Origin of the sequence: Aeromonas sp. DNP9, assembly GCF_001728955.1 — a bacterium.
Classification (GTDB): domain Bacteria; phylum Pseudomonadota; class Gammaproteobacteria; order Enterobacterales; family Aeromonadaceae; genus Aeromonas; species Aeromonas veronii.
The window spans coordinates 134,302-160,084 of sequence record NZ_LYSQ01000007.1; the positions used below are offsets into that span (position 1 = coordinate 134,302).

At 57.4% G+C, this 25,783-nt stretch carries 25 protein-coding genes and 1 riboswitch; of the genes, 9 read left to right on the forward strand and 16 right to left on the reverse strand.

Annotated features, from left to right (window positions below):
- The first annotated feature begins 31 nt into the window (after positions 1-31).
- Positions 32-1,267, forward strand: coding sequence for a winged helix-turn-helix domain-containing protein (locus tag A9G06_RS06810; protein WP_069554676.1), 1,236 nt, complete (start codon positions 32-34; stop codon positions 1,265-1,267).
- 2 nt (positions 1,268-1,269) lie between these two features.
- On the opposite strand, the gene A9G06_RS06815 is transcribed toward A9G06_RS06810, so the two are convergent.
- The 6 genes from A9G06_RS06815 to A9G06_RS06840 all read right to left on the reverse strand — a co-directional run bounded on the left by A9G06_RS06815 (position 1,270) and on the right by A9G06_RS06840 (position 7,245).
- Positions 1,270-1,821, reverse strand: a complete 552-nt coding sequence (locus A9G06_RS06815) for a fimbrial protein (protein WP_069554677.1) — start codon at positions 1,819-1,821, stop codon at positions 1,270-1,272.
- Positions 1,822-1,832: 11 nt separating this feature from the next.
- Positions 1,833-2,861 carry a fimbrial protein gene (locus A9G06_RS06820; protein ID WP_069554678.1) on the reverse strand — a complete coding sequence of 343 codons (1,029 nt, stop codon included), beginning with the start codon at positions 2,859-2,861 and terminating at the stop codon, positions 1,833-1,835.
- Positions 2,862-2,866: 5 nt separating this feature from the next.
- The gene (locus A9G06_RS06825; protein ID WP_069554679.1) at positions 2,867-3,598 is read right to left on the reverse strand and encodes a molecular chaperone; all 732 of its coding nucleotides are present in this window, start codon (positions 3,596-3,598) and stop codon (positions 2,867-2,869) included.
- Positions 3,599-3,608: 10 nt separating this feature from the next.
- Positions 3,609-6,143 carry a fimbria/pilus outer membrane usher protein gene (locus A9G06_RS06830; protein WP_069554680.1) on the reverse strand — a complete coding sequence of 845 codons (2,535 nt, stop codon included), beginning with the start codon at positions 6,141-6,143 and terminating at the stop codon, positions 3,609-3,611.
- A 67-nt stretch (positions 6,144-6,210) separates the two neighbouring features.
- Complete coding sequence (locus A9G06_RS06835) at positions 6,211-6,600, reverse strand: hypothetical protein (protein ID WP_005354943.1); 390 nt, start codon at positions 6,598-6,600, stop codon at positions 6,211-6,213.
- 99 nt (positions 6,601-6,699) lie between these two features.
- Positions 6,700-7,245, reverse strand: a complete 546-nt coding sequence (locus A9G06_RS06840) for a fimbrial protein (RefSeq protein ID WP_069554681.1) — start codon at positions 7,243-7,245, stop codon at positions 6,700-6,702.
- 871 nt (positions 7,246-8,116) lie between these two features.
- Positions 8,117-8,203: riboswitch (cyclic di-GMP riboswitch) on the forward strand.
- 91 nt (positions 8,204-8,294) lie between these two features.
- Between A9G06_RS06840 and A9G06_RS06845 the strand changes: the two genes are divergently transcribed.
- The 3 genes from A9G06_RS06845 to A9G06_RS06855 all read left to right on the forward strand — a co-directional run bounded on the left by A9G06_RS06845 (position 8,295) and on the right by A9G06_RS06855 (position 12,941).
- Positions 8,295-8,612, forward strand: coding sequence for a fimbrial protein (locus tag A9G06_RS06845; RefSeq protein ID WP_069554682.1), 318 nt, complete (start codon positions 8,295-8,297; stop codon positions 8,610-8,612).
- Between the two features lie 470 nt (positions 8,613-9,082).
- Positions 9,083-11,842, forward strand: coding sequence for a collagenase (locus tag A9G06_RS06850; RefSeq protein WP_069554683.1), 2,760 nt, complete (start codon positions 9,083-9,085; stop codon positions 11,840-11,842).
- Positions 11,843-12,029: 187 nt separating this feature from the next.
- Positions 12,030-12,941 (forward strand): ElyC/SanA/YdcF family protein, encoded by a 912-nt coding sequence (locus A9G06_RS06855; protein WP_069554684.1) that lies wholly within the window; start codon positions 12,030-12,032, stop codon positions 12,939-12,941.
- Positions 12,942-13,023: 82 nt separating this feature from the next.
- On the opposite strand, the gene A9G06_RS06860 is transcribed toward A9G06_RS06855, so the two are convergent.
- The 3 genes from A9G06_RS06860 to A9G06_RS06870 all read right to left on the reverse strand — a co-directional run bounded on the left by A9G06_RS06860 (position 13,024) and on the right by A9G06_RS06870 (position 15,326).
- Positions 13,024-13,638: a superoxide dismutase gene (locus A9G06_RS06860; protein WP_069554685.1), complete on the reverse strand. Its 615-nt coding sequence runs from the start codon at positions 13,636-13,638 to the stop codon at positions 13,024-13,026.
- Positions 13,639-13,655: 17 nt separating this feature from the next.
- Entirely contained in the window at positions 13,656-14,135 is a 480-nt protein-coding gene (locus A9G06_RS06865; protein WP_083243739.1) for a hypothetical protein, read from the reverse strand.
- 174 nt (positions 14,136-14,309) lie between these two features.
- Complete coding sequence (locus tag A9G06_RS06870) at positions 14,310-15,326, reverse strand: chemotaxis protein (protein ID WP_005335957.1); 1,017 nt, start codon at positions 15,324-15,326, stop codon at positions 14,310-14,312.
- Between the two features lie 201 nt (positions 15,327-15,527).
- On the opposite strand from A9G06_RS06870, the gene A9G06_RS06875 reads away from it, so the two are divergent.
- Positions 15,528-16,247, forward strand: coding sequence for an SDR family NAD(P)-dependent oxidoreductase (locus A9G06_RS06875; protein ID WP_069554686.1), 720 nt, complete (start codon positions 15,528-15,530; stop codon positions 16,245-16,247).
- Here the strand turns inward: A9G06_RS06875 and A9G06_RS06880 are convergent.
- Together A9G06_RS06880 and A9G06_RS06885 are read right to left on the reverse strand one after the other, a co-directional pair.
- The gene (locus A9G06_RS06880) at positions 16,234-18,300 is read right to left on the reverse strand and encodes a GNAT family N-acetyltransferase (protein ID WP_069554687.1); all 2,067 of its coding nucleotides are present in this window, start codon (positions 18,298-18,300) and stop codon (positions 16,234-16,236) included. The genes A9G06_RS06875 and A9G06_RS06880 overlap by 14 nt on opposite strands.
- Positions 18,297-18,608, reverse strand: a complete 312-nt coding sequence (locus A9G06_RS06885) for an HlyU family transcriptional regulator (RefSeq protein ID WP_042081878.1) — start codon at positions 18,606-18,608, stop codon at positions 18,297-18,299. The genes A9G06_RS06880 and A9G06_RS06885 overlap by 4 nt, the downstream gene beginning before the upstream one ends.
- Before the next feature lie 136 nt (positions 18,609-18,744).
- Between A9G06_RS06885 and A9G06_RS06890 the strand changes: the two genes are divergently transcribed.
- The 3 genes from A9G06_RS06890 to A9G06_RS06900 all read left to right on the forward strand — a co-directional run bounded on the left by A9G06_RS06890 (position 18,745) and on the right by A9G06_RS06900 (position 20,216).
- Positions 18,745-18,951 carry a bacterioferritin-associated ferredoxin gene (locus tag A9G06_RS06890; protein ID WP_005335965.1) on the forward strand — a complete coding sequence of 69 codons (207 nt, stop codon included), beginning with the start codon at positions 18,745-18,747 and terminating at the stop codon, positions 18,949-18,951.
- A 144-nt stretch (positions 18,952-19,095) separates the two neighbouring features.
- A complete protein-coding gene (gene bfr / locus A9G06_RS06895; protein WP_005354959.1) occupies positions 19,096-19,572 on the forward strand; it encodes a bacterioferritin in 477 nt (158 codons plus the stop codon).
- A gap of 185 nt (positions 19,573-19,757) precedes the next feature.
- Complete coding sequence (locus A9G06_RS06900; RefSeq protein ID WP_005363178.1) at positions 19,758-20,216, forward strand: methylglyoxal synthase; 459 nt, start codon at positions 19,758-19,760, stop codon at positions 20,214-20,216.
- An 89-nt stretch (positions 20,217-20,305) separates the two neighbouring features.
- Here A9G06_RS06900 and A9G06_RS06905 read toward each other — a convergent pair whose 3' ends face one another.
- Complete coding sequence (locus A9G06_RS06905) at positions 20,306-21,457, reverse strand: iron-containing alcohol dehydrogenase (protein ID WP_069554688.1); 1,152 nt, start codon at positions 21,455-21,457, stop codon at positions 20,306-20,308.
- A gap of 143 nt (positions 21,458-21,600) precedes the next feature.
- Positions 21,601-22,056 carry a hypothetical protein gene (locus A9G06_RS06910; protein ID WP_069554689.1) on the reverse strand — a complete coding sequence of 152 codons (456 nt, stop codon included), beginning with the start codon at positions 22,054-22,056 and terminating at the stop codon, positions 21,601-21,603.
- Between the two features lie 474 nt (positions 22,057-22,530).
- Here A9G06_RS06910 and A9G06_RS06915 point away from each other — a divergent pair, with 474 nt between their 5' ends.
- Complete coding sequence (locus A9G06_RS06915) at positions 22,531-24,003, forward strand: C69 family dipeptidase (protein WP_069554690.1); 1,473 nt, start codon at positions 22,531-22,533, stop codon at positions 24,001-24,003.
- A gap of 61 nt (positions 24,004-24,064) precedes the next feature.
- On the opposite strand, the gene A9G06_RS06920 is transcribed toward A9G06_RS06915, so the two are convergent.
- The 3 genes from A9G06_RS06920 to A9G06_RS06930 are packed head-to-tail and all read right to left on the reverse strand — an operon-like array spanning position 24,065 to position 25,654.
- Positions 24,065-24,811, reverse strand: coding sequence for an SDR family oxidoreductase (locus A9G06_RS06920; protein WP_069554706.1), 747 nt, complete (start codon positions 24,809-24,811; stop codon positions 24,065-24,067).
- A 56-nt stretch (positions 24,812-24,867) separates the two neighbouring features.
- A complete protein-coding gene (locus tag A9G06_RS06925; RefSeq protein ID WP_069554691.1) occupies positions 24,868-25,113 on the reverse strand; it encodes a DUF3624 domain-containing protein in 246 nt (81 codons plus the stop codon).
- A gap of 31 nt (positions 25,114-25,144) precedes the next feature.
- Positions 25,145-25,654: an N-acetyltransferase gene (locus A9G06_RS06930; protein WP_069554692.1), complete on the reverse strand. Its 510-nt coding sequence runs from the start codon at positions 25,652-25,654 to the stop codon at positions 25,145-25,147.
- Positions 25,655-25,783 lie beyond the last annotated feature (129 nt).

Genomic DNA, 25,783 nt, shown 5'->3' on the forward strand with positions numbered 1-25,783 from the left:
ATGCTCTCCTTGGTAGTAAGGCGAGTCACACATGAGTAACAGAATTTATAAAATTGCAGAGGATATATTTTTCTCCGCTGCAATATTCCGGCTCTCGAAAGGGGACAAGGACATCAAGCTCAGCAACAAGGAAGCGGAGCTACTCGAAATGCTGTGTGATGAAGCAGGCACTGTCATTCCCAGAAGTAAACTGCAGGATGCTTTGTGGCCAAATCAGGACAATACCGATACCAATTTGAATCGGCAGATACTCTCGTTAAGAAGAAAGCTGGAATCATTCGGCTTGATGGACGCAATCGATACTATTCCGAGGGTAGGCTATATCTTTTGTGCCCCTATTGAGGCCGCAGGTGAAACGGAAGAACCTGCGCCAAATGAAGAAATTCAAGCGACTATGCCTTCCCAGGCACCTCAAGCCAGACGACAATATTCTCGTCGAAAATATGACCGGTATTTCAACCCACAGCGTATTTTTCTGTTTGCGTTGCTGCTGGTTTCGCTGACTTCACTGGCCGTCGTCATTTATAACTATGTGACAGCAAATACGCTGCGCACTATCAATCTCAGCCAAACCTCTCTCTATATGACCAGCGATACCGAAAAAACGCTGAATGTCAAAATAGATTCGCTGACACCCTTGATACAACGTATTTCACGCAAGACTGATGAGCAAGTTTCAATTCTGGTCGGAAAAGAAGCCATCAGCTATTTTTCCATCGACAATGACAGTAAAAAACTTTCTGCGAATATCTTTCTGCTGCGTAGCGGTCATCCGGTTGCTGAAGAAGTGCAATGTGTCATCACAACCATGAACCAGCAGGGAGACAATGTTTCCCACAACTATTACAACAATCCTGATACCACTGTCAGATATCACAGAAATTGTCTGGCACCGGACAACTGGGTAGAGATGACCAGAAAAAGTAAATATATTGTGACCATGAACAGAGAGATAGTGGTGGCCACCGTGATAGCCACTGACAATCAGGGAAAGACGCTGTTTAATCTGGATTCCGTCGGGGATCTGGAGCGGGATAATGGTGATATTTCGGTCGAAATCAAAAACACCATTGTCAATTTCATTGACCAACAGGCGCTGACCAATAATGGAATGGTCGCCACTCTGGTGGCAGCGCTAACGCCCCCCAGACAAAAGTCCCAGTTTATTCAATTGCCGGGCGGCATTTACCTCTCCAGTTATCTGGGTGGCGTCATCACCTGGCCCAGCCATAGCAATTCAAAGGTCATCCAGCGTAATGACCTCTGACTTTATTCATAGGCAACGATGAAATTGGCGACGGCAGAATAGTCGCCAGGTTTGATGTTCTTGGCGGCCAGTGCAGCCGGATGTCCTTCTACCCGAGCAAAAAATTGCAGCTCATTATCTGTCGCACCACCCAGCAGATAGCCGCGGGAAGCAGTACCCAGATCCAGAGGTGATTGAGTCACGTCATACAGACGAATACCCGCCCCCCTGGCAATCCCGGCAGTGAATGCCAACCCGCCGCCAAGTTGGGTATCTTGCGAGCCGGTAAAGGTTACCTTGGCCATACGGAAAATACCCGACTTGCAATTGGTCAGGCGAATGGAGAAAGGTACCAGCTGTCCGGCTCCGTTGGCATAGAGTTCCTTGACGTCAACTACTCCCATCTCGACTTCCTGATCAAGGGATTCAGGGGCAACCACACAGGGCTGATCGATGATCCGGCCATGGAGATGGACCGTATTGCCCAGCAATTCCAGATCATTGCTGGCACGGGGCTCTGCCATTACTGCCAACAGTGGGCATAGCGCCAAGCCTATCCACAATGTCCGTAGCATAAAACAACTCCTCATTGGAACTCGGCAACGATAGTAGCGGTGGCATAAAAGTCACCAGCCGGGATATCTGCTCCTGCTGGTGTTACCGGCGCAGCGATAAAACCCCAGTCACCGATATTACCCTGCATGGAAACCGGATAGAAGGTATTCAATTTCAGCTGAGAACCATCAAGTTGCTTGAATTTTATCCCCAGATCGGAAATGACATTTCCACCTTGATAGCTATCCCGGGTTGTTCGCAGATAATCTTGACTGAAGGAGGTTGGTTTACCAGAAATACCAAGATTGATCTTCAAGGCATCCCCTTCGAAAACACCGCCACGGCATTGAAATGTCAGCGGAACCGTCTTTTCAAAGTTATTTCCATCCAATCCTATGCCCGGCAGATCACCAAATTCGACTTCAATAGTCTGGCCACCATTAATCACGCACTCTTCAGGAACATATAATATTGCAGATGTAATCGTAATTCGAGACATTGGCAAATTATTGAAATCTGTAGTGGTAGACCCCAAACGGCCATACATTTCTACCACTTGACGATCTGAAATTTGCACACCATTAATTATTTGTTTTCTCACGCGAAAAGTGACCTTCCCGCGGCTACCACTTTCAAAATTATTAATCCTGGTCTCTTTTCCCTTAGTACAGGCGTAATTTGGGTAATCATTACTTTCATTCGGGAACGGAGCCGTAACAAACTTATTCTTCCGACCTGCTATCCAAATTTCGACCTTCATATCCAGAAAGTCATTTAATTTTACAAAACCACCACCAGCCTGAGGCAGGCCGTCCGTCATGGTCGACTTATAGTAAACTGGAGATTGTGGAATGCTTCTATCAGGGCAGGTAACGATACCTGAATATTGCCCTCCCAAATTCCACTCAAATGCCTTGGTAGTAAAACCAGGTCTGTTTTGAATGTCAGCCTTGTCCAACGATATATAGTAATCATGGGTTGGGTTAGGCGTTACATAGCCATTTGCCAATGCCGTTCCTGCAAACAGCATAAGACTTGAACAGAAGATGGAACGTAGCATAGGCCTTACTCGCTCTTCACGGCTTTACAGGCATTGCCTGCACACTGGTATTTGATGTCCATATATCCGCCGTAGTCATTGACGTAGCTGATCACAAATTCATTTCCCAGTGTTTCCGGAATGGTGACCGTCTGCTCTGACTTGGGGGCAACCATAAAGGCGGAGAACCCCTTGATGGTGGTCCGCTCCTTGCCCTGCGGATGGCCGAGGCCCACGTAGGTGATGTAGTAAGGAGTCGGGTTATTGACCTTGAGAGCCTTGCCCTGCTTGGTGATCAGCACCTGATCCTGCCAGATGGCGCCGCGCTCGGGCAGGATGGCCTCGGGGCGGTAGAACAGCTTGATCTTGGATTGCACGGCAATCTGCATCACGTTGCTCTTCTCGCTCTTGGGCGGGATCTCGCGCAGATTGAAGTAGTAGATGGACTCCCGATCCTTGGGCAGACTGTCGATGGCCGGCACGCTGGCGATACGCACGATGGACTTCTGGTTGGCATCCACCCTTTGTACCGGCGGCAGCACCACGAAGGGAGAAGAGATCTTCTGACCCTGCGCATCTTCAATCCAGGCCTGAGCCAGGTAGGGCAGCTTCTGGTTCTCATTCTTGATGTTGAGGCTGATGGACTTGGCGCCACCCGGATAAACGGCGCGGGTACGGTCCAGCACAATGGCGGCACTGACGTTGAGCGAGGTCATGCCCAGCACGGCCAGACAGGTATAAGAGAGCAGTTTTTTCATCGGTATCCCATTACTTGCAAGTGAGAGTCTTCATCGACAGATCGGTTACTTGTTGCGGCGCCACCATCTTGCACTGGCGGGCCCCGCCCCAGGAGAGTTCAAATGCTTCATTCGGTTTCACCCCGGTCAGATAGACCAGGCCATCTTCATCCACTACCGAGAGCACCCGGCCGGAATCCTTGATGACGGTGGCACCAAACGGCGGCACTGAGCCGTCAGGCAATCTGACATTGGCCAGTAGCTTGAATCCTTCGGCGATTTCGAAGGCATTATATCCAATTGCCCCCTCAGTCAGGGTCCCCTGCTTGATGGCGTTCATCGCATCGATGTCATCGCTCAGCTGATCCACATCGATCCGGGTATCGCTCTTGCGATAGTCGGTCATATCGCTGATCACCGCGACGCCAAAGCGATTGGTCACGGCGCGGCCGTTGTTGAAGGAGACACCGGAGGTCTTGTCGGTATCCACCATCATGCGGGTACCGCCACGGCGGGTCGCCTGGTGCAGGGCTGCACCGTGCTCGGTTGCCGTCAGACCGCCGCGCAGGCTGGCACCGACCGAGGTGTACTCGCTCTGCACACTGTAGGCGTTGAGGCTGACCGCCCCGACGTCGCTGTTGTGGTTGTAGTAGCCCCGCGCCACGGCGTGGCCATTGCTCTGCACACCCGCCCCCAGCTGATAGGTATCATCCGGCCGGCTGTAATCCTGATAGGTGGCCAGGTGGGTCACATTGCCGTTGGAGGACTGCACGCTATATCCCGCACTCTTTCTATCCCCAATCGGCATGCTCAGGGTCAGCATGACGCTCTTGTCATCCTCGTAGTTCTCGGTCTTGGTCTTGTAAGCCGACACATAGACAGATACATCCTTGAAGCTGCCAATATTCACGCTCTTGTTAATAGTGAGGCCGTAGCGATCCTCTGCATCGTGTTCCCAGTAAGTTCTGTGGGTGTAGTCCAGATAGATAGTCAGCGCCTTGGCCGCATCCTCCGCCCAGAAAGTCTTGTTGGCGGTGATGGTATAAAGCTCCTTGTCACCCCAAGTGTTGTAGTCATCGCTCGAGGTCGTGGTGTTGTTCTCCAGCCGCTCCTTGTTGCTCAGGAATTGCGACATGGTCATGAAGTCATGCTGGGAGAAACGATAACCGGCGAAGGTGATAGAGCTGTTGTATTCATCGAACTGCTTGGCGTAGTTCACCCGCACCGACTGGCCAATCTTGGTCGACAGGCCCGGCAGCTTCGCGATTGACTGAGTCAGGTCAGCGGAGATGGCGCCCAAGGCATAGAGATCACGACCAATACCCAGCCCCATGGAGTTGTATTCACCCGCAACCAGGCTGCCACCATAGAGCGACCAGGAGTTCGCTACCCCCCAGGAGAAATCACCGGTGACAAAGGCTGGGCCGTGCACGTCGTGCACCGAATCCGTCTGTTCGGAAGGTGCACCAACCGCCAGGTTGTATCTGACATAGCCCGGGCGGGTCAGATAGGGCACGGTCGCGGTGTCTACCTGGAACGAATTGACACTGCCATCTTGCTCCTCTACCCGGACATCGAGACGGCCGCGCACCGAGCTGTCCAGCCCCTGAATACGAAACGGACCGGCTGGCACGTTGGTCTCATAGAGAATGTGGCCGGACTGGGAAACAGTCACCTTGGCGTTAGTCTTGGCGATGCCGCTCACTTCCGGTGCATAGCCCTGCAGGCTCGGCGGCAACATGCGCTCATCATTAGCCAGATTGACACCGGTATAACGGAAGCCGTCGATCAGCTGAGAGTTGAGTTGCTGCTCGCCCACCGTCAGCTTGGCGGCCATGTTCGGCAGCGGACGATAGGCATAGATACGGTTCAGCTCAGTCGACGTCCGCTCATTATCACCCCAGTAAGAACTGGCCTGATAGTCACCCCGCAGACGCCAGGCGCCGTAGTTGAACCCCAGCGTACCGTAGCTGCTGATGTTGCGGTTGGAGTAGCCATCCCCTTCATTAACTTGGGCATTGATGTTGTAATCCAGCATCATCCCCGGAACACCTTCATCCCATTGCTCGGGCGGAATCCAGTTTGGATCGCTGTATTTCATCCACGCTTGAGGCACGGCGATCCTGAGCAGACCGTTACCGATATCGTTCGAGATCACCACGCCGTCCAGCGCCAGCAGGTTGGCACACTGACCATCGTGCCAAGTATCGATCTTGGCGATGGCCTCATCGGTCAGCGCCAGCTTGGGGATCACCTCTTGGGGCAGACAGGCCACACCACCCTTTCCTTTGCCGGTGTCAGTCTCGTAGAAAGGGATCTTCTGCAGGGGAAGCTTGTTCTTGTTGACCTCAATCTCGAGGTAGTAGTCGCCAGGCAGGATGTAGCCTTCGTCGGCAAACTGGGAGAGGTCGATCTTGGTTCGCTCATCCAGATCGAGCGCATCAATATTAAACTCCGTTTCTGCCCATGCGTGATTTGCCACCGCCATCAGGCCGGGCACGCATAGCATAAAAGCCATTTTTGAATAATGTTTTTTTCTCACAGAGTCTGATGTTGAAACGCTCATATTTTCACTCTAGGAATTGCATAAAGGTCTCACGTAATGAGGTATCTACACTAAGCAATTGGTTTGCTTACATATAATTGAGTTCTAACAGCGTCGTACTGTCCGGAAAAAACAGCTGACTGCTGATGAGCCCCAAATTGAATTCCAGATCACTGTTGACGATATCCGAGACAATAAAGCGCTCGCCGGACACCTTGTGATATTGGCCGTTATTGAGAATGCCCAGCTCATCGCTCATGGCACCACGCACGGACATGGAAATAAAAGGCAGTGATGCCACCGTTGCCCCATCAACCTGACAACCGCTGATTTTCAACGTGCCCGGTTGCTGAGCCTGCAATGGAATACTGCGCAGCACCTCCAGCGTACAGCCTGATTCGGCTAGTCCATCCGTGAGTTCGTTGGCGTGGACTGATCCCGCCATCATCACCAGCTGCAGCACCATGGCCGCCATCATTGAAGTTTTCATGATTAGGGTTCGATGTGAGGAAACAGAATGTGTGAAGTTGTGGTGGCTCGCGCCACCACAACCCTTGTCACACGTTAAGGCACTCTATTACTCGTAGGAGAGAGTAAAGTTGGTCACTGCAGTGAAGGCACCAGCAGTCAGCGGGTTGGTGTCTTGGCTTGCATAACCTTTCAGCACGGCGCTGAACGGCAGTTCGTTATCACCATTAACCAAGGTAAAGGCTGAAGTCGGAGTACCCAGCACGATCGGGGCACCACCCGGAGCGGTCATCTTGATACCGGCACCAGCGGCTTGACCACCACCGATCACCAGCAGGCTGGAATCTACCGGGTCTTTGGCACCGCTGAAAGTCACCTTGACAGCATCTTCGGCGTCGGAGATTTCACAGTTCAGCAGCTTGATGCTGAACGGCTTGGAGTTGGACTCACCACCGTTGGCCAGCTCTTTGGTGCTGATCTGGCCCATTTCAACAACCTGGTCAACAGACTCAGGAGCAACAGAGCAAGGGGCGTTGATGATTTCACCGTTAAAAGTGACTTTACCGGAACCGGCACCACCAGCAGCAGCAAAAGCGGAGCCACACAGCAGCATGGAACCAACACCCATAGCAACCAGAATCTTATTAGCTTTCATTTGTTTATACCTACATTAACGTGTGTTGTACTGCATCACTCCAATCATGCTGGAGTCACGATATTCAGTGATGCCGCAATATACTGCACAGCAACTGCTGGTGCTCGCCTCTCATTAAGCCGATGAGAGGTCATGCCAATAATCAGCTGTGCCTTTTAAGGTTTATTTTAAGTAAGCAAAAGCAGCACACCGCATCAGGGGTAGTTCCCGCTACACCTAAACTGCACAACTACATACATCCTTGTCGTCTGTGCAGAAAGCCGCATTCCACTTTTGCTTGGCGAACAAATTAACGACTCGTCCGATGCACATCAAATACATTTTGATTTATATAAATTTTTTTATAAACCCTTAAAAAACAATCACTTATAAAACACTCACAACACTTACAGACATCACAAAACAAATAAACACCATATAAAATACATCTATTTCAATATGGTCAGACTGTGAATTTAAAATTATCCTCAGCAACATAACAAAAACACAACAAAGATAATCTATTTAGTTTCAACAATAGTTATCAACTACCTCGTCCCCCCCCCTAAAGGGGTGATCAGGTAATCAGGTAATCAGGTAATCAGGTAATCAGGTAATCAGGTAATCAGGTAATCAGGTAATCAGGTAATCAGGTAATCAGGTAATCAGGTAATCAAATTATTGGCAGCCAACACATAAATATACATCTACTACATTACATATTAAACATGGATATGTTGCGCTAATATATAGCGCTTGTCCGCAATATTCACAGGCAATATTTGAGATAAAAAATAAATATACGTTATTAATTATGCAGACTTACTGTGATCCATCTCTCATGATTTTTAAGCCGATTGATTTCTCAAAGTGGAGTGTTATCATCTAAACATAGAGTAAAGGGCAAACCGGTCGAAAGGTCGGGACGCAAAGCCACCGGTCTAAGGGTTTTGATACCTAAGACAGCGGAGCTGCCATCTGAGAAGAGTTATGTCATTGCCAATTTATGGTATTACTCTTTGATTGCGTTGCCCTTTTCGTACAACACCTGTGACGAAAAGGACATAGATATGAAAGCTCAACACACCGCCTCCAATTTAGTCCGCAAAACAGTTTTCTCTGCATTCACCGCACTGCTACTTGGTACCGCCTTGTTGCCATCCACCGCATCTGCTGCTGATGGCTCAGTGACATTTACTGGTGCTATCTACGAATCTCCATGTGATTTTTCTGATAGCAACGTGACCTGCTATTCAGGCATCAACAAGCAGACCATGCCTTTGGCTCACTTGCAGCAAGTCGGTCAAATCAGCTCAATTAGCAGCACGATCAACTACAGAGTGATCAATGCCAGCAACATGGCGATCGTGACCGTCAGCTATCTCTGATGATTCATCTGTAGTGACGCTGAAGTTGGCGCGAAACAGATGATCTGGTGGTGTTGAAAGAAGCTCTTATCAGGTCGCCTGTGCTACCGATACAGGCGGCCAATATCTTTTCATCCTGCCTCCTCACAAACAAATAGCTGGCTTTGCTGATTGAGTCACAAGTCATCATGCGCCCAGATAATGTGACTTAAGCCATAGGGACATCTCGCTTTTCCTAGTCATTTGCTGCATGTCTCGTGTTGGTGAAATGAGATCTGACACACACTTTACACAACGAACAACTTCCTCAATCAAGTCGCATGTGAGCCCTCACTACGGCAGCAGGAGTTCAGAAATCGCAAGCATATAAATCAACGGCATATCATTGATTTATATGTCATTTAAAAAACCGTTGATATTCTTTTGAGTCCCTGTAAATTGCCTTGCGATTACTCGCAAGACAATACACAAACAAGAACAAAGGGATAAAAATGAACCGTTCAGGTACCGGGTGGCTGCTGCTGGCAAGCCCCCTGCTTTTGGCGACATCCTCGGCGCAAGCCAACTACTCCTCCAATGACTGGCGACAGTATCAGCTGACTGGCGCATCGAGCCGGCAACTGGCCGCTCGCATCACCGAGATCACCTACGAGCTCAAGGCGCGTAGCAGCAATGCTCCTTACCAGCAGCTTAGGGTCTACCGTCGCTTCGACTGGCAGAGCAGCGATCTCACTGCACTGGCCGAGCAGCAGTGTGGCGAGCCGCAGCTCAAGGTAGATGCGGGCTGGCAGATCCGCTTCGTGCGCTGTGAAGATCGGATTCCGGCGGGCAAGCTCATTCCCGCCAGCAGTTATGACTTTGGTTATGGCCTCAAGCAGGGTCGCTGGGAGCAGCTGGCGGGCACGCCGACCGCCCAGCGGCAGGATCGCCTGCCGCTGCCGCAAGCCATCATCCTGGGCCAGAGTGAAAGGGAGCTGGATCGCTGCGAACTCAACGCACAAGGCCGCTGCGCCGAGTCGGAGTGGCACTATCAGCCGCAGGATTGGCAGCAGTTGCAGGTACTTGAAGAGACCCCGAGTGAGCGGGATGGCCGGTTGGAGCAAATCTTCTTCCGCCTGCAACCGGTGGCAGGCAGTCAGGCTGCCGCTCAGGTCAGCGAGATCCACGTCTGGCGCCGCTATCAGTGGCAGCTGGCTCAGCTCACGCCTCAGCAGGAGTGTGATGAGCCGCAGGAGCGCAAGGAGGGGAGCAACACCATCCGCTATCGCATCTGCCGTCAGGTGATCCCCGCAGGCAGCGAGGTTCAGGTAACGCTGCAAGATAGCGGCTACCAATACCCGGTCGCTGGCGGCGAGTGGCAACCCCTGCCAGAGAGCAAAGAGTGGCAGGAGAGCCGGGTGCTCAATCGCCCCATCGTGCTGGCCAGCAAGGAGGAGCAGCTGGAGTGCCGCCGCGCCAACGGTCGTCTCTGCTCCGAGCCCGAGCAGCCCGATGTGGATCTGCTCGACAGCGATGCCGCCAAACTGGTAGCCGATGTGAGCGGCCAGAACAGTCCTGCCTGGCAGGCGGATTACGGCCACGATGATGCCAAGCTGATGGCGGTGGTGCGCGGCATGCGTGCCCTGCTGGCGGCCAATCAACCGACCCATCCGGCAATGGACAAGCTGCTCTACTATGTGCGCGCCCACAACTACCACGGCGGCGTTGGCAAAGAGAGTGATCAGGCCGCCCGGGCACTGGCCGGGGTGATGATTGATCTGCTCAACCACCCATTGCTGCTGGGTGCCGAACCGCAGGATCAGGCTGGCACAGTGCTGGAAGCCTGGAGCGTGGCGGCGCAGGGACAGCTTGGGCAAGCCGCCTTCCGCCAGAGTGCCGCTCCCATGCTGGCCCAGCTCAACCAGGCGCTCGGCTATGCGGTGCAACATGCGGCGCAGATCAATGGCCACAAACCCTGGGCCGACGGCCTGTTCGAGCTGCTCAATCTGGTCGATCAGAGCGCCTCTTACGGTCAGCAGGCAGACTTCAGCGCAGCTGTGCTGCAACAGGAGGCGGCATTGCGCCAGAGCCTGCTGCAACTGGGCCTGAGCGAGCTGGCCCTCTGGAAACAGCGCGATGGCTCACGGGATCTGTTTATCTTCAACAACATCCTCGATGCCCACAGCCGCCTCTACCAGATGATGCGCTACCTCCATCACACCAGCCCGGATAAGGCGATCGCCTATCGCCAACAGCTGGATCGCGATGTCATCGCCATCATGCGCCAGCAGGGGCTGATCCCGGGTGGCCAACATCCGGCCGCCATGCTGGAAGAGGTCTCCCTGACCCTCTCCAGCTACTACCTCACCTACACGGATCGCACCAGCGAAGCCTGTGTCAGCGGCGAGTTCGCCGGGCTTTGTACCCCGATCCGCATGGAAGATATTCTGCCGTTCGAGCACACCTGCTCACCCACCCTGCGTCTGCGCGCCCAGGATCTGACTCAGGCTCAGGCCGAAGGGATCTGCCGCGAGCTGGGTGATGAAGAGCTGCGCTTCCACCAGCAGATGGAGACTGGCTGGCAACCGGTGGCCGATGATCACAACGAAGCGCTGGAGCTGGTGCTCTTCAACTCCTCCGCCGACTGGGGCCGCTACGGCAGCGCGCTGTTTGGCGTCTCTACCGACAATGGCGGCATCTATATCGAGGGGGATCCGGCTCGCCCCGGCAATCAGGCCCGCTTCTTCGCCTATGAGGCAGAGTGGAAACGCCCCGCCTTCCAGGTGTGGAACCTGCGCCACGAGTACGTTCACTATCTCGACGGCCGCTTTAACCAGTACGGCAGCTTCGGCCACTATCCGCTCAACCGCACCACCTGGTGGGCCGAGGGGATTGCAGAGTACATCGCCCACGGCCAGTGCTTTGCCCGGGGTCTGGATAACGTGGCAAACCGCCCCGCCAACCAGCGCCCGACACTGGCGGCTATCCTCCACCTTGACTACGAGCAGGGTGGCGAGATGGTCTACTCCTGGTCCTATACCGTGCACCGCTTCCTCAACGATACCGGTCGCGGCGCCAGCTGGCTGGCGCTGGCACAAGCGCTACGCAATCCGGATCGGCAGCAGGCGATGAGCGACTTCGAAGGGGAGCTGGACCGGCTGATCGCCAACGACAGCGACGCCTATCAGGCGTGGCTCGCCCGGGATCTGCTGCCCTGGTGGCAAGCAAACAAGGAGTCAGACGCCTGCAAGGGTAACGACTCCGCCCACTGATAAACCTTCACCGACCAGAGGGGCTGCCATTGCAGCCCCTCGCTTTATCCTCCCGCCCCCCCGGCCTCTGCTGCGACAACCTCTGCCCGAATGAGGTATCCACCCGTTATCAAGCCTGACGCCAGCGGCCGAGTTGTAATAGAATGCCGATAGCCACTCCCAACTTCAGACCCTGACCGCACCGCGCATGAAGAAGTTTGCCAAGATCCTCCTCGCCTGCCTCGTTTTGCTGCTGGCCCTGATTGCCATGCTGCTGGGCTACAGCGAGTGGATCGTCTCGGATGCCCGTCACTACACCTACGATCAGGTGGACAAGGTGCCCTACAACCGGGTTGCGGTGGTGCTGGGGACCTCCAAATATCTCTCCGGTGGCGGCCCCAACCACTACTTCAAATACCGCATCAAGGCAGCAGCCGAGCTCTACAACAATGCCAAGGTGGACTTCATCATCGTCTCCGGTGACAACGCCACCGTGCAGTACAACGAGCCACGCCAGATGCGCCGCGCCCTGGTCAAGGCGGGCATCCCCGCCTCCGCCATCTATATGGATTTCGCCGGATTCCGCACCCTCGACTCAGTGGTTCGCGCCAAAGAGGTGTTCGGTCAGGAGCGCTTTACCGTAGTATCCCAAGGCTTTCATAACGAGCGGGCCATTTTCATCGCACGCCATTTCGGTATCGACGCGGTTGGCTTTAATGCCGAGGATCCCAGCGCCTATCAGGGGATCCGCACCCGGGTGCGGGAAGTCTTTGCCCGCCTGATGGGGCTGCTCGACCTCTATGTACTGGACAAGGGGCCCAAGTTCCTCGGGGCACCGGTCCCCATCGGTCTGCCTGTGCCTTGCCAGTCACTGAGCACCATCGGCAGCCTGCAACCCTGCCTCAAACAGCCCAAACCGGCGGTGGATGAGGCAAAGCCAGCGGCAGTCTCTGCCGCGGTTGCCACCGAGTCGGCTACTCCATCTGCCTCGGCCGCAACTGAACAACTCACTCCTGCTTTATCCGCAGCGGCAGAAACCACCGCCAAGACGCCCAGCGCGGCCTTGCCCATATTGCCTATGGCCTCTTCAGCCGCCAACACCAGCACGACAGCACAATAAACAAGACCCGCCAACTGGCGGGTCTTGTTATGGCTGCGCGGGTTGTGGCGGTGAGCCTGCACACCCATACCCAGCGACCAAGTCAGCCTCTCGCCGCCTGATAGCGACGGGCCACTTCGACCCAATCCACCACCTGATAGAAGGCAGCGATATAGTCAGGACGCTTGTTCTGGTACTTGAGATAGTAGGCGTGCTCCCACACATCCAGCCCCAGGATCGGGGTATGGCCATGCATCAGGGGACTATCCTGGTTGGCACTGCTCTCCACCTGCAATCTGCCCGCCTTGTCCACCACCAGCCAGGCCCAGCCACTACCAAAGCGGCTCAGAGCCGCCTGAGTGAAAGCCTGCTTGAAGGCATCGAATCCCCCCAATTCCCGCTCGATGGCCAGAGCCAGCTCACCACCCGGCTCACCGCCCCCCTGCGGGCTCATCACCAGCCAGAACAGGGAGTGGTTGGCATGGCCGCCACCATGGTTGCGTACTGCCCCCTGCAGGGCGGTTGGCAGGGTGTCGAAGCGGCGCAGCAACTCCTCTACCGGCAGTGCAGCCAGCTCGGGCGCCCCTTCCAGCGCGGCGTTGAGGTTGTTGATATAGGTCTGGTGATGACGGCTATGGTGGATCTCCATGGTCAGTGCATCGATATGGGGTTCCAGTGCGTCGTAGGCATAGTTCAGGGCTGGCAGGGTATGGCTCATGATGACCTCTGTTCGGATTAATGGAGCCGGGATGAGGGCTCGCTCTGACACAGGCAGTGACCGAGCGAACGCATGATCCCGGCGTGGCTGCCGTGGCGCTGTACGAACGTCAGCAACTCGGCACAGGTTGTGCGGGTATGACGCAACGCGGCTTCTCGCAGGCGAGAGGAGCAAGCGGGGGAGTGGCAGGTCGCCAGCAAGCAGTCGTGCACATAACAAAGCAGGTCGGCGGCGCGATCGGGCAGGGTCATGGCCACCAGCAGATCCGCCAGATTGTGGTGAGCCACCACCAGCGCCGCCACCGCCTCATCGGCGTCATGCCACTGCACCAATTGCTGACGAGCCAGCCAGAGCGCCTGCTGATAATGGGCCAGCGCCTGATGATACTCGCCGTAGTCAAACAGCCGGTTGCCCTCTCTGGTCTGCTGTTTCCAGTGACTCATGCTGCTGCCACCTTCGGTCGACTCGACCCACCCCTTCACCCAGGTTGCTGTCATATGCTTCACACCAACAAATGATAATAATTATCATTACATAAATCATATCCGGGAGACAAGGGGCGTCGGGATCGCAGCAAACAGCCAAAACAGCGCGGCCACTCCTTGGCAAGGAGTGGCCGCTTGAGGCACCGGTCAGTGGATTCGACCGGCTAATTGGAAGTTAACGGCAGGTCAGATGTTGTTGGCTGGCGAAGGCGGGGCAATCCCCAGCAGCATGTGATCCATCATCCCCACCATGCGCCCTATCTCGGGCTTGGTGATGGTATCGTTAGCCCCCAGTTGTAGCGCTTTCTGACGGTTGTCATCGCTCATCAGGGAGGAAAACATCACGATGGGCATTTCCTTGTAGGAGGGGGTATCCCGCAGTCGCTTGAGCAGGTGCATGCCATCCATGCGCGGCATCTCCACATCGGTGATCACCGCATTGACGAAGCCGGTCACCGGCATTCTCTCCTCCTGGGCCAGACGATCGAAATCCGTCATCATCTCCAGCCCCTCGCCGCCGTCCTTGGCCGTAATCACGTTGTAGCCAGCGGTGCGCAGGGTGGTCTCGATCATCTTGCGGATAAAGGCCGAGTCGTCCACCACCAGAATGGTTTTGCCCTGACGCAGCGCCATCATGCGATCGTCGATGAGCACCTTGCGATCCTGGGTGACGTCGTACTTCTCCATGCTGAGCTCGGGGTTGATATCGGCGATGATCTTCTCGAAGTCGAGGATCATGATGAGGTTGCCATCGCGCCTGACCACGGCCACCACGCAGTCGTTCTCCCCCGCTTCCAGAAACTGGCTGGGGGACTCCACATCCTCCCAAGAGACCCGGTGAATCCGGCTGACGCTGTCGATCAGAAACCCGTTGGCCATCTTGTTGAAGTCGGTGACGATCACCACCTTGTGGCTGGGGTCCGGGTTGGTCTTGATGCCGAGCCAGCCCGCCAGATCCACCAGCGGGATGAGGCGATCCCGCAGGGAGAAGACCCCTACCATGTGGCGCTGTGCGTTGGGATAATCGGTGGTCTCCGGCACCCGGATCACCTCGCGCACCTTGGCGACGTTTATCCCGTAATAAGCGGTTTTTTCACGGCCGTCCGGTAGCTGCTTCTTGAGGTGAAACTCGATGATCTCAAGCTCGTTGGTGCCACTTTCGGTCAGGATAGATTTACGCTCTTCCCCATCTTTGGACATCATGGTGACTCTCATTCTGGTTGCGCGGGCAGCAGACCGCTGCGGTTTTCCCTCAGTATAGGAATGGATTTCACCCAACGGCTCGGATCTCGGCAAGATTGCAGCGTTAACCGCTTGATCCCGCAGGCTGGCGGGATCGTATCTGCCAATCAGGACAACATTGGCGTATGGTGAAATCCATCATGTACTCAAAAGGAGCCTGAGATGAGTGAAGGTATCGTCGTGATTGGCGCTTCTGGCGGTATCGGGGCGGCTCTGGTGACACACTGGCTGGCGGCGGGTGTCGGGCCAGTGATTGCCATCAGCCGCCAGCCCGCACCTGCTGGCCTCTCATCGCCGAGTCTGCACTGGCTATGTTGCGATTACAGCGATGAGCAGATGACAGAAGTGGTGGAGCGCATCGCGGAGTTGGCACCGAGACCACATCGGGTGGTGATCTGCAACGGCATCCTGCATCAGGGGGAGATTCAGCCAGAGAAGCGACTCGAAGCAATCAATCTCGATGCCATGACCCGTCTCTACCAGACCAACGCACTGCTGCCGCTGCGCTGGATCAGCCAGCTGCTACCGCTGTTTGGCCGAGAGCCTTGCACTCTGGCCGTTCTCAGCGCTCGGGTCGGCAGCATTGGCGACAACCGGGCGGGCGGCTGGTATGGCTATCGCGCATCCAAGGCCGCCCTCAACATGCTGCTCAAGTGTGCCGCCATCGAGCTGGCCCGGCGGGCCCCCGGCGTCAAATTGCTGGCCTTCCATCCCGGCACAGTGGATACCCTACTCTCTCGCCCGTTTCACGCCAATGTACCGCCAGGAAATGTGCAGAGTCCCGAACTGGTAGCCGACCATCTGATTAACCTGATGAGCCGGCTGCAACCGGATGGCGAACTGAGCTTTCTCGACTGGCAGGGCAAACCTATCGAGTGGTAGAGGAGATCAGGAGACGCGCCAGCAGCACCCGCAAGCTCTTGATCACGGCGGGCTTGCCAGCCAGTTGCAACCTCGCAGCCAGTCTTCCCCAGTCGGCATATTGCCAGATGGCAGCGATAAGCAGATAACGCTCTTCAGGAGTCAGTGAACCCAGCACAACCAGATGGCGCGCCAGCCACAGCTGCAAGCTGGATTGGCTCAGTTCGAACGGCTTGTGATGCAGGGCAAAGCACTCAACCTCATCGCGCTCGTACTCGCCAAGCTCCGCTGCGGTAGCGGTGCTGCCTTGCAGACATTGCCATACCAGCTCGGGATCCAATCCTTTCAACTCACCCGCCAGCAGGGTCGGCAACTGGCGAACAAAACGCTGCTGCCACTGATCCAGCTCGGACTCATGCTCGGGTTTCAGCGCTTTGAGCAGCAGGGCTGCGTGGCAGCCGCTGGCGGCATCCCGTTGCAGGCCGATGCGCAGCACCTCCAGCCCGGCCTTGCGCCAGAAAGGGAGCAGGTCGGCGCTAGCCGAAAAGGCAGAACCGAGGTAATCGATCCCCGCCTGACGATAATGTTCTTCAAGCCTGCCAAGCAGTAGCGACCCCAACCCGTGGCGGTGTAGCTCGGGATGGATGGCGATACGCATCACCCGGGCGTAGCTGCGCCCCCCCGCCGTTTTGAAACCGGCGTGGGCCAGCAGCGATTGGGGCAGCAGATGGCCGCGCGGACGGCGGCGCCCGGCCCAGATCGCCTCGGCCAGCTCGGGCTCTATCTCCCCTTCCCGCGCCACCAAGGCCACACCCAGCAGGCTCTCGTCCTGCTCCAGCAGATGGATATCGAGATCCGGGCTCTCCAGCAGGGATCTGAGATCGCTCGGCGTAGTCTGGTAGTGAGCCAGCACCAGCAGGCCGAACAGCTGGTTGAGCAACGTCTCGTCGCTCTCCAGCGCCTCCTGACTGACCAGACGCCAGCTCGGGCTGGTCGGCGGCAAGGGCGTTGCCACTTCGGCATTGAGGCCGAGCAGGCGGAAAATCAGCGGCTCCAGCGGATCGCGCTTACTCCAGCGAATAGGCTCAGAGAGGTGGATCTCCTGCCACTCCGGGGTCTGGCTATCGAGCACCCGCTTGAAGCGCAGGTGAAAACCGCGCCCCGTCCCCTCGTAACCGTGCTCGGTGGTGGCAAACACGATGCGGCTGTAGCGGGCCAACATGGCTTCGAGCAGCGGGGTCGGAATGGCGGCCGCTTCATCCACCAGCAGCAGATCGGGATTCATCGCCTCGTGCACCAGCCGATCCGGCGAGCAGTAGCTCAGTCCGGTCAGCTGTTCCGGCGTGGTATCTAGCCCACGAGCGGCGTGGGCAAACAGGGTCGCTACCGTCGCCTGCGAGGGGGCCGTCACCACTATGTTCAGCCCTGGCTGCTGGCGCAACAGCTCGGCGGCAGCCAGGCCCAGCAGCGCACTCTTGCCACGGCCACGGTCGGCGCTCAGCACCAGCGGCCGACGGCGATGACCGTGCAACACCTTGTGGATGGCGGGCAGCGCCCGTGCCTGATCCCAGCTCAGCCTGCGCTCTGGCCCAAGCGGTTGCCACGGCTGTGAGCAAACCGGCGGCTCCAGAGAGAGGGCTGGATCACCTTCCAGCAACCGAACCAGTCGGGCGATAAAGCCGTGGCCGGCCCGGCTCGCCTCTTCCGGCTGGGCCACCAGCCGGATCCGGTCAGGATCCGGCCATGCAGGCCACTCTACTCTTGGCGGCGTCAGCAGCAACAGCAAGCCACCGGCGCATAGAGTGCCTGCCAGCGCCCCGAAGGCATCGGGGTGAAAGCCGCTGAAGGCGTTGAATACCAGCGTGTCGCACTCCTGACCGAGCCGTTGCAGCGCCTTGGCAGCGGGTTGAGGGGCATAACACTCGGGCCCGGCCCCCAGCCAGAAGACGGTCTCACCGAGCAGGGATTGGGCGCGGGCAATGCACTCAGCCTCCTCCCCCTCCAGCCAGATCAGGCGCCGCTCACCGGCGCGGGCCAGCGCCTCGCGTAGCAGGGTGACCTCTTGCAGTGTCATGAAGCTTGGCTGTCAGCCGATTTGCGGGGCTCGAACATGCGATCTCCCATCTGATCGATAAAGGTGTGGGCCTTCTGCACCATGAAACGCTCGGCATCGGCCGGATTGGCAAACAGATCGGAGCGGATGAAACGGTGGGTTTGCAGCACCCCATCCAGCTCTTTGGTGATGCGTCCTGCCAGCCGATACTGGCCACCTTCGGCCATGGGCTCCGGATAGATGAGATAGCCGGCATATTCGGTGGGCGTGACTTCCGGCGCCTTGGTCGGCTCGCCCCCGAACAGGGCGCTGAACAGTTTCTTGAGCATGGTGATCTCCTCTGGTTGCCAGCATTGTCCCCAAGGGGTTGCACAGTGGCAAGCAGGGGATCTTATTACCAATGGTTATTTGCACTGCGAACCATTCTCATTTAGATTTCATCTCATTCCACAAGAGGTGACCATCATGTACGTCTGTTTGTGCCGCGGCATCACAGATACCCAGATCCGCAAAGCGGTGCAGTCAGGTAAAAGCGAATTCCGCCAGCTCAAGCAGTCGCTCGAGGTGGGCGCCCAGTGTGGCAAATGCGTGCGCATGACCATGGAGATCATTGCCGCCGAACTCGACAAGATGGAGCAGGAGCAACCCGTGCTCTACTACGAAGTGGCCTGATCCGGACACCTCTTTTCTGATGCGACCCGCCAACCGGGTCATCCCTTCTCTCAGGCGAGCTGGCTCGCCAGACCTCTTGTTGTCACTTTTCTGGACTAAGCTCTAACGATCGAAGCCTCAGGCACGAACCAAGGAGCACTGTCGATGAAAGGAGATCCCAAGATCATTGCCCACCTCAACAAGGTGCTGGCCAATGAGCTGATTGCCATCAACCAATACTTCCTGCACGCCCGCATCTACGATGACTGGGGCCTCAAGGCGCTCGGACACAAGGAGTATCACGAGTCTATCGATGAGATGAAGCACGCCGACGAGCTGGTCAAGCGGGTGCTGTTTCTCGAAGGGCTGCCCAACCTGCAGGATCTCGGCAAGCTGCGCATCGGTGAAACGGTGGAAGAGATGCTGCGCTGCGACCTCTCGCTGGAGATGGATGCCATTCCCGACCTGAAAGTGGCCATCGCCTACGCCGAATCGGTGCAAGACTACATCAGCCGCGACCTGTTCCAGGAAATTCTGGAGGATGAGGAGGAGCATGTGGACTGGCTGGAGACCCAGCTTGACCTTATCGATCGCATCGGGCTGGAGAACTATCAGCAGTCGCAACTGCACCACGGCTCCTAAGCCAGCAGACCAGCAAGCAAAGAGACCCGCCAGCGCGGGTCTCTTCATTTTGGCCGCCATATTTGGGTCGCCATGACTCGAAAACTTTTCGACAGGATCACAGTTAATAGCCCCGACACAGCATCTGTCATGGCTTTCGATTAGGATACGGCTCTCTGCCAATAACAATGCTACGGACGATTTCCATGGAACAGATTGCACGCGAGATGGCGCCCCACAAACGGGTGGCACTGGTGGCTCACGACAACATGAAGACCCCTCTGCTGAACTGGGTGATGCGCCGCAAGGAGGAGCTCAAGCTCCACCATCTCTATGCGACCGGCACCACCGGCACCATGCTCGGCAAGAAGGCGCAGCTGCCCATCACCTGCCTCTTCTCCGGCCCCATGGGGGGCGACCAGCAGCTCGGCGCCCTGATCGCCGAAGGGAAGATCGACGTGCTGATCTTCTTCTGGGATCCCCTCAATGCGGTGCCGCACGATCCGGATGTGAAGGCGTTGCTGCGGCTGGCGGCGGTATGGAACATCCCGGTCGCCACCAATGAGGCGACCGCCGACTTCATCATGGACAGCCCCCACATGCGGCAGGCATTCAGCGTGCAGATCCCGGATTACGCCGGTTATCTCAAGGCGCGTACCGAGTGATCGGCTAACCCGTCATGCAAGAGGGCCGCAACAAGCGGCCCTCTTTTATTGGGAAAATGAATCAGCCAGGGACACACACCGGCGCCGGCTTATAGCGCGCGGGCGAGAATGCGCGCCACCCGATCAGGGTCGATATCCTGCTGCTCACCGAGCGCGGTGCGCCCCACCCGCTTGAGATTGGAGCAGACCGCCGGAATGCAGCTTTCGCTGAGGCCATAGTCGGCCAGCCGGGTACCCAATCCCATCTTCTGGAAGAACTGCTCGGTACGGATGATCGCCTCCTCGATGCGCAGGGCCTTGTCCTCGCGGGTCGAATGCCACACCCGTTCGGCAAACTGAGCCAGCTTGTCCTGCTTCTGGCTCGCCCGCTCACGCAGCAGTGAGGGGAGCACCACCGCCAAGCTCTGGCCGTGGTCGAGCCCGTAGAGCGCCGTCAGTTGATGGCCGATGGCGTGAGAAGCCCAATCCTGCGGCACCCCGCAACCGATAAGGCCGTTGAGCGCCAGACTGGCCGCCCACATCAAATTGGCTCGCACTTGATAGTTGGTCGGCTCCGCCAGCGCTTTCGGGCCGTTCTCCACCAGCACCTGCAGCAGCCCCTCCGCCAGTCTGTCCTGCACCTCGCCTCCCACCGGGAAGGTGAGGTACTGCTCGGCGATATGGACGAAGGCATCCACCACTCCGTTACCGGTCTGGCGCGGCGGCAAACTGTAGGTGGTCGCCGGATCGAGCACCGCAAATTGCGGCTGCACCAGCGGGCTTCTGAAGGAGATCTTCACATCCCCCCGGCTCACCACAGAGGTGGGATTGCTCTCGGATCCGGTGGCGGGCAGAGTCAGCACACAGCCCATCGGAAGCGCCTTGTGCACACTCGCCTGTTTACCGCAGATATCCCAGGGATCATCCCCCTCGTAGCAGGCGGCCGCCGCGACAAACTTGGTGCCATCGACTACCGAGCCGCCACCGACCGCCAGCAGGAAGTCGATGCACTCGCGCTTCACCTGCGCCACCGCCTCCATCAACAGCTCGAATCTGGGGTTGGCACCGATGCCGGAAAACTCCTGCCACGTCACCCCCTCCAGCGCCCGGGTCAACTGCTCATAGACGCCGTTTTGCTTGATGCTGCCTCCGCCGTAGAGCACCAGCAGCCGGCTGCCGGGCGGGATCAGTTCGGGCAGGCTGGCGATCTGCTCCTCGCCGAAACAGATGCGGGTCGGATTGGCATATTGGAAGTTGTACACGGCGGACTCCTCGACTGGCTCAATGCGCGGACATTGTGCGCCTGTGGGGAGGTGAGGTCAAAAGAGGTGGCAGAAGCTTGCCCATCGGCGGTCGACACTGGCCCATCGGTGCCGACCGGGTAGATCCCAGAACTGCGGCAGGATCAGGCAGTTTTGGCCTCATCTTTGGATGAGCTCTTCTTGCCGGTCAGGCGATCCATCGCCTCTTTCAGCATCGCATCTTTCTGCTCGTTGAGCGGCTTGCTCTGCTCCGCCCGCTCTTCCGGCGTCAGCTTCTTGTTGTCGGCAATAGCCTTGAGTTTGTCTTCTATCTCGTTGAATTTCTTGCGATCAAACCCGAGCGCCTTGTCCACCAGCTGCTGCACCACGCCCCCCTTGTCGGAGCTCATATCCAGCGCCGGTGGCAACTTGTTGTTCTTGGCCAGATGTTCGTAGGTCAGCACCTGCTGGGCCTGGCCGGTCATGCGCTGGGTGGAGAGGCTGACCATCTCCTCCCAGCCACCGCCCTGACCGCCGCTACTGGCACTGTTGAGAGTAGCGAGGGCACGGTTGTTGGATGCGCTCTGGGCAAGCTGCTGGCTGTAGGGTTTGATATCCATGGGGGCTCCAATTCAGTGCGCATCTGCAGCAATGGGCACAGGCTGATCCGGTCACATGGGGCGTCAGGCCCCACCATTATCAATTAAACCAGCAAGTTACAGGCCAACTTGTCAGATGGTGCAAGATCCCGCGCTATGGCGGATCTCACCACGCCCCACACGCAAGGCTGGCGTCAGAATCATGACTCATCTGCTGCCGGCTCTCGCTGTTTTGGCACATTTCGCCGTCCACGCGCCACGACGCCAGAGAAAAGTCAGGAACCGCAGATCGATCACAAAACAAACAACCACTCAGGAATACAATTTTGGCGCACATCACAACCAGCCAGCCGTGTCATGGATGATCTGTTCGTCAAACCAATAACAGGCAGACCAATCTGCCGTGCTCGCTCCACTGCCAGTTCGGAGCTGCAGCCTCCCCACACCTCATCCCCTCGTCTGACTCTCACTCACCGCAACCCTTCGGGTACACCTATGAAAAAACACACCTTGAGTCTTCTCTCCGCCACCCTGCTCACCCTGCTTGGCACCAGTGCCGACGCCTGTACCGGCCTTATTGTCGGCAAGGGGGCCAGTGCCGATGGCAGCGTGATGATCGCCAGAAACGAGGATTTTGGCGTCAACAACTGGAACAAGTACCTCGCCTTCCGGCCCGCCCAGCAGAACGAGGGCAAGGTCTGGAAACTGGGCAACGGGCTGGAAGTACCGATGCCCAAGGCCTTCTTCGCCTACTCAGCCATTCGTGACTGGGATGCCACAACCAGCGACCCGGCAGGCAAGTATTACGAGGAGCGCGGCATCAACGAGTTCAACGTCGCCATCTCGGCCACCACCAGCGCCGAGGTCAACGACAAGGCCCAGAAGGCCGATCCGCTGATTGAGAAGGGAGTGATTGAAGCCATCATTCCCACCCTGATCCTGCCGCAGGCCAAAACGGCCAAAGAGGGGGTCGCGCTGCTCGGCCGCTATGTGGAGCAATATGGCGCCGGTGAGGGCAACAGCCTCTATCTGGCAGATGTGAACGAGGCCTGGCTGATGGAGATTGGCTCCGGCCACCACTGGATCGCGGTGCGGGTGCCGGACGACAGCTACGCCATGGTGGCCAACGGCCTGCGCATCCACGGCGTCAATCTCGACAGCGCCGATGTGTTGCACTCGCCCAAACTGCTGGAGTTCGTACGCGAGCACAAACTGCTGGATAACGCCGACCCGAAAGAGTTCAACTTCGCCAAGGCGTTCGGGGTCATCGCTGACCCGTATAACGTGGATCGGGAGTGGCTCGGCCAGAAAATGCTGACCGCCAGCCACCCGCAGCCGACCCGGCAGGCACAATATCCGCTGTTTATGAAGCCGGATGCCCCCATCGCCGTGCCGGACGTAGCCAAACTGCTGAGCGCTACCTATGACGGTACGCCGCTGGCGGGCAAGGCGGAGCGGCCGATCCGCATCGATCGCCAGCTGGAATCCCACGTCATCCAGCTGCGCAAGGAGATGCCCAAAGAGCTGCAGGGATTGATCTGGCAGAGCTACGGCGTGCTGGCCGAATCCGTGATGGTGCCGCTCTACAACACCCTGGAATCCTACCCCCTGCCCTATCGCACCGGCAGCGACAGCTACTCCGATGACTCCGCCTACTGGCAGTTCCGCAGCCTGACCGCGCTGGCCAGCGCCGATCCGGACAAGTACCTGCCGCTGCTGCGCGGCGTCTGGAGCAAGAAGAGCAACAAGCTTTATAAGGAGGTGGCCCTGCTCGACCAAAGCCTTAAGCACGCCTACGCCAGCGACAAGGCTACCGCCATCGGGCTGGCTGCCGACTACTCCTATGGCCAGTTGGAGCAGACCTATCAGATGGCCAAAGATCTGCGCTACAAGCTGATGACGGATCTCACCAAGCGCAGCGAGAAGAAGTATTCGCCGGAGGAGTTCAAGAAGATCATGAGCCTGTGACCGGCTCGCCAACGCAAAGAGGCTCCCACGGGAGCCTCTTTTGTTTCAGCCAATCCAGCGATCAGCGGCGGCTGATATTGAGCGGGCCGAAGGTCTGGGCCACCGGCATGATCTCGATGCTGTTGATGTTGACGTGGGCCGGTTGCTGGCTCACCCAGAGCACGGTATTGGCGATATCTTCCGGCTGGATCGCCTCCACCCCCTGATAGACGGAGGCCGCCTTGGCATCGTCACCGTGGAAGCGCACGTTGGAGAACTCGGTGCCGCCGCACAGGCCCGGTTCCACGTTGGTGACGCGGATGGCGGTGCCAGCCAGATCGGCGCGCAGGTTGAGGCTGAACTGCTTCACAAACGCCTTGGTGGCGCCGTAGACGTTGCCGCCCGGATAGGGGTAAGTACCGGCGATGGAGCCGATGTTGATGACGTGGCCGCGATTGCGCGCCACCATGCCCGGCAGCAGCAGGCGGGTGAGCAGGGTCAGGCCGCTGATGTTGGTGGCGATCATCTGCTCCCAATCTTCCAGATCCGCCTTGTGGGCCGGCTCCAGCCCCAGCGCCAGACCGGCGTTGTTGACCAGCAGATCCACCTCCTGCCAGGCGGCCGGCAGCCCGGCGATCGCGGCGCGGGTGGCCGCCTTGTCCTGCACATCGAACGCCAGCGGCAGGAACTGCGCACCCAGCTCGTCGGCCAGCGCAGCGAGCCGCTCGGCGCGGCGACCGGTGCCGATCACCTTGTAGCCCGCCTGCACCAGCTGGCGGCTGATGGACTCACCAAAACCAGACGAGGCGCCCGTTACCATTGCAATCATCTGAACCTCCATATCTACATCGATATTGTTATTTATCTGTTTGAATCTATTCAGATTCATTCATCGCTCAATTCACGTCCGGTCGCCTTGCGCCAGACAAATACCACCAGATGGAGCAGCAGCAGGCCCGAGCCACCCAGCGCAAACAGCAGGCCGGTGAGGGCGTTGACCGAGGTGTCGGCGCCACACCACCACCAGACCAACCAGCCACTCAGGCCGATGACGAAAGTCTGGATGGCGCAGACCGGGCAGCGCCCCAGCTTCGCCTTGATGGCGGTGGCAAGACAGTTGTCGCAGCTCATCTTGATCCTCGATTCTGCTCATGCAACATGGTCAGTTGGCCTGCGCAGACGGCTTGCGAGCCAGTCTGCGCCGCTCACGCTCCTCGTCGCTCACCAGCGGCAGCACCAGCCGGTGGGCGTGCTGGTCGCGGCCATAGTAGTCCGCCAGCCGCTGCTGGGGACGAAATCCCAATCCCTGATAGAGCGCCAGCGCCTCTTCGTTGGCGTCCCCCACTTCGAGGCGAATCGCCCCCCAGCCAGCGGCCTTGCCCTCGCGGATCACCTGCTCCAGCAGGCGGCGGGCCCAGCCCAGACGACGCACTGTCCAGCGGATGGCAAGCGCCTGAATGACCAGCCGATCCCAGCCTCTGTGCTCCAGCAGGCAGAGATAGCCCATCAGCTGATGTTTCTCGTCCAGCAGCAACAGGGTGCGCCCCTTGGCGTGGGCCAGCAGATAGTGCCAGCGGCTGCGGCCAAAGGCGACTTCGGGCGGAAAACAGTAGCGTTCCAGATTCACGATGGCGCCCAGATCATCGGTTCGGGCCGCACGTACGGTCAACACGGAGAGTCCTTGTTCGGTTATTTATCCTCAGCACCAAAAATGCGACTTGTATCACAAGTTACCAAGGCGTCATATTAGGCACTGTAACCTCTTGTTTCCCCTCGCGCCATTGTCGTGCTTGTCGGTGCA

Coding starts and splice junctions, on each gene's coding strand:
- A9G06_RS06855 (WP_069554684.1), top strand. CDS start 12,030: ATGAAGAAGTTTGCCAAGATCCTCCTCGCCTGCCTCGTTTTGCTGCTG.
- A9G06_RS06870 (WP_005335957.1), bottom strand. CDS start 15,326: ATGATGTCCAAAGATGGGGAAGAGCGTAAATCTATCCTGACCGAAAGT.
- A9G06_RS06925 (WP_069554691.1), bottom strand. CDS start 25,113: ATGAGCTGCGACAACTGTCTTGCCACCGCCATCAAGGCGAAGCTGGGG.
- A9G06_RS06865 (WP_083243739.1), bottom strand. CDS start 14,135: ATGACAGCAACCTGGGTGAAGGGGTGGGTCGAGTCGACCGAAGGTGGC.
- A9G06_RS06910 (WP_069554689.1), bottom strand. CDS start 22,056: ATGGATATCAAACCCTACAGCCAGCAGCTTGCCCAGAGCGCATCCAAC.
- A9G06_RS06830 (WP_069554680.1), bottom strand. CDS start 6,143: ATGAGCGTTTCAACATCAGACTCTGTGAGAAAAAAACATTATTCAAAA.
- A9G06_RS06890 (WP_005335965.1), top strand. CDS start 18,745: ATGTACGTCTGTTTGTGCCGCGGCATCACAGATACCCAGATCCGCAAA.
- A9G06_RS06915 (WP_069554690.1), top strand. CDS start 22,531: ATGAAAAAACACACCTTGAGTCTTCTCTCCGCCACCCTGCTCACCCTG.
- A9G06_RS06825 (WP_069554679.1), bottom strand. CDS start 3,598: ATGAAAAAACTGCTCTCTTATACCTGTCTGGCCGTGCTGGGCATGACC.
- A9G06_RS06920 (WP_069554706.1), bottom strand. CDS start 24,811: ATGATTGCAATGGTAACGGGCGCCTCGTCTGGTTTTGGTGAGTCCATC.
- A9G06_RS06850 (WP_069554683.1), top strand. CDS start 9,083: ATGAACCGTTCAGGTACCGGGTGGCTGCTGCTGGCAAGCCCCCTGCTT.
- A9G06_RS06860 (WP_069554685.1), bottom strand. CDS start 13,638: ATGAGCCATACCCTGCCAGCCCTGAACTATGCCTACGACGCACTGGAA.
- A9G06_RS06845 (WP_069554682.1), top strand. CDS start 8,295: ATGAAAGCTCAACACACCGCCTCCAATTTAGTCCGCAAAACAGTTTTC.
- bfr (WP_005354959.1), top strand. CDS start 19,096: ATGAAAGGAGATCCCAAGATCATTGCCCACCTCAACAAGGTGCTGGCC.
- A9G06_RS06810 (WP_069554676.1), top strand. CDS start 32: ATGAGTAACAGAATTTATAAAATTGCAGAGGATATATTTTTCTCCGCT.
- A9G06_RS06815 (WP_069554677.1), bottom strand. CDS start 1,821: ATGCTACGGACATTGTGGATAGGCTTGGCGCTATGCCCACTGTTGGCA.
- A9G06_RS06835 (WP_005354943.1), bottom strand. CDS start 6,600: ATGATGGCGGCCATGGTGCTGCAGCTGGTGATGATGGCGGGATCAGTC.
- A9G06_RS06885 (WP_042081878.1), bottom strand. CDS start 18,608: ATGCTCAAGAAACTGTTCAGCGCCCTGTTCGGGGGCGAGCCGACCAAG.
- A9G06_RS06880 (WP_069554687.1), bottom strand. CDS start 18,300: ATGACACTGCAAGAGGTCACCCTGCTACGCGAGGCGCTGGCCCGCGCC.
- A9G06_RS06900 (WP_005363178.1), top strand. CDS start 19,758: ATGGAACAGATTGCACGCGAGATGGCGCCCCACAAACGGGTGGCACTG.
- A9G06_RS06820 (WP_069554678.1), bottom strand. CDS start 2,861: ATGCTACGTTCCATCTTCTGTTCAAGTCTTATGCTGTTTGCAGGAACG.
- A9G06_RS06840 (WP_069554681.1), bottom strand. CDS start 7,245: ATGAAAGCTAATAAGATTCTGGTTGCTATGGGTGTTGGTTCCATGCTG.
- A9G06_RS06875 (WP_069554686.1), top strand. CDS start 15,528: ATGAGTGAAGGTATCGTCGTGATTGGCGCTTCTGGCGGTATCGGGGCG.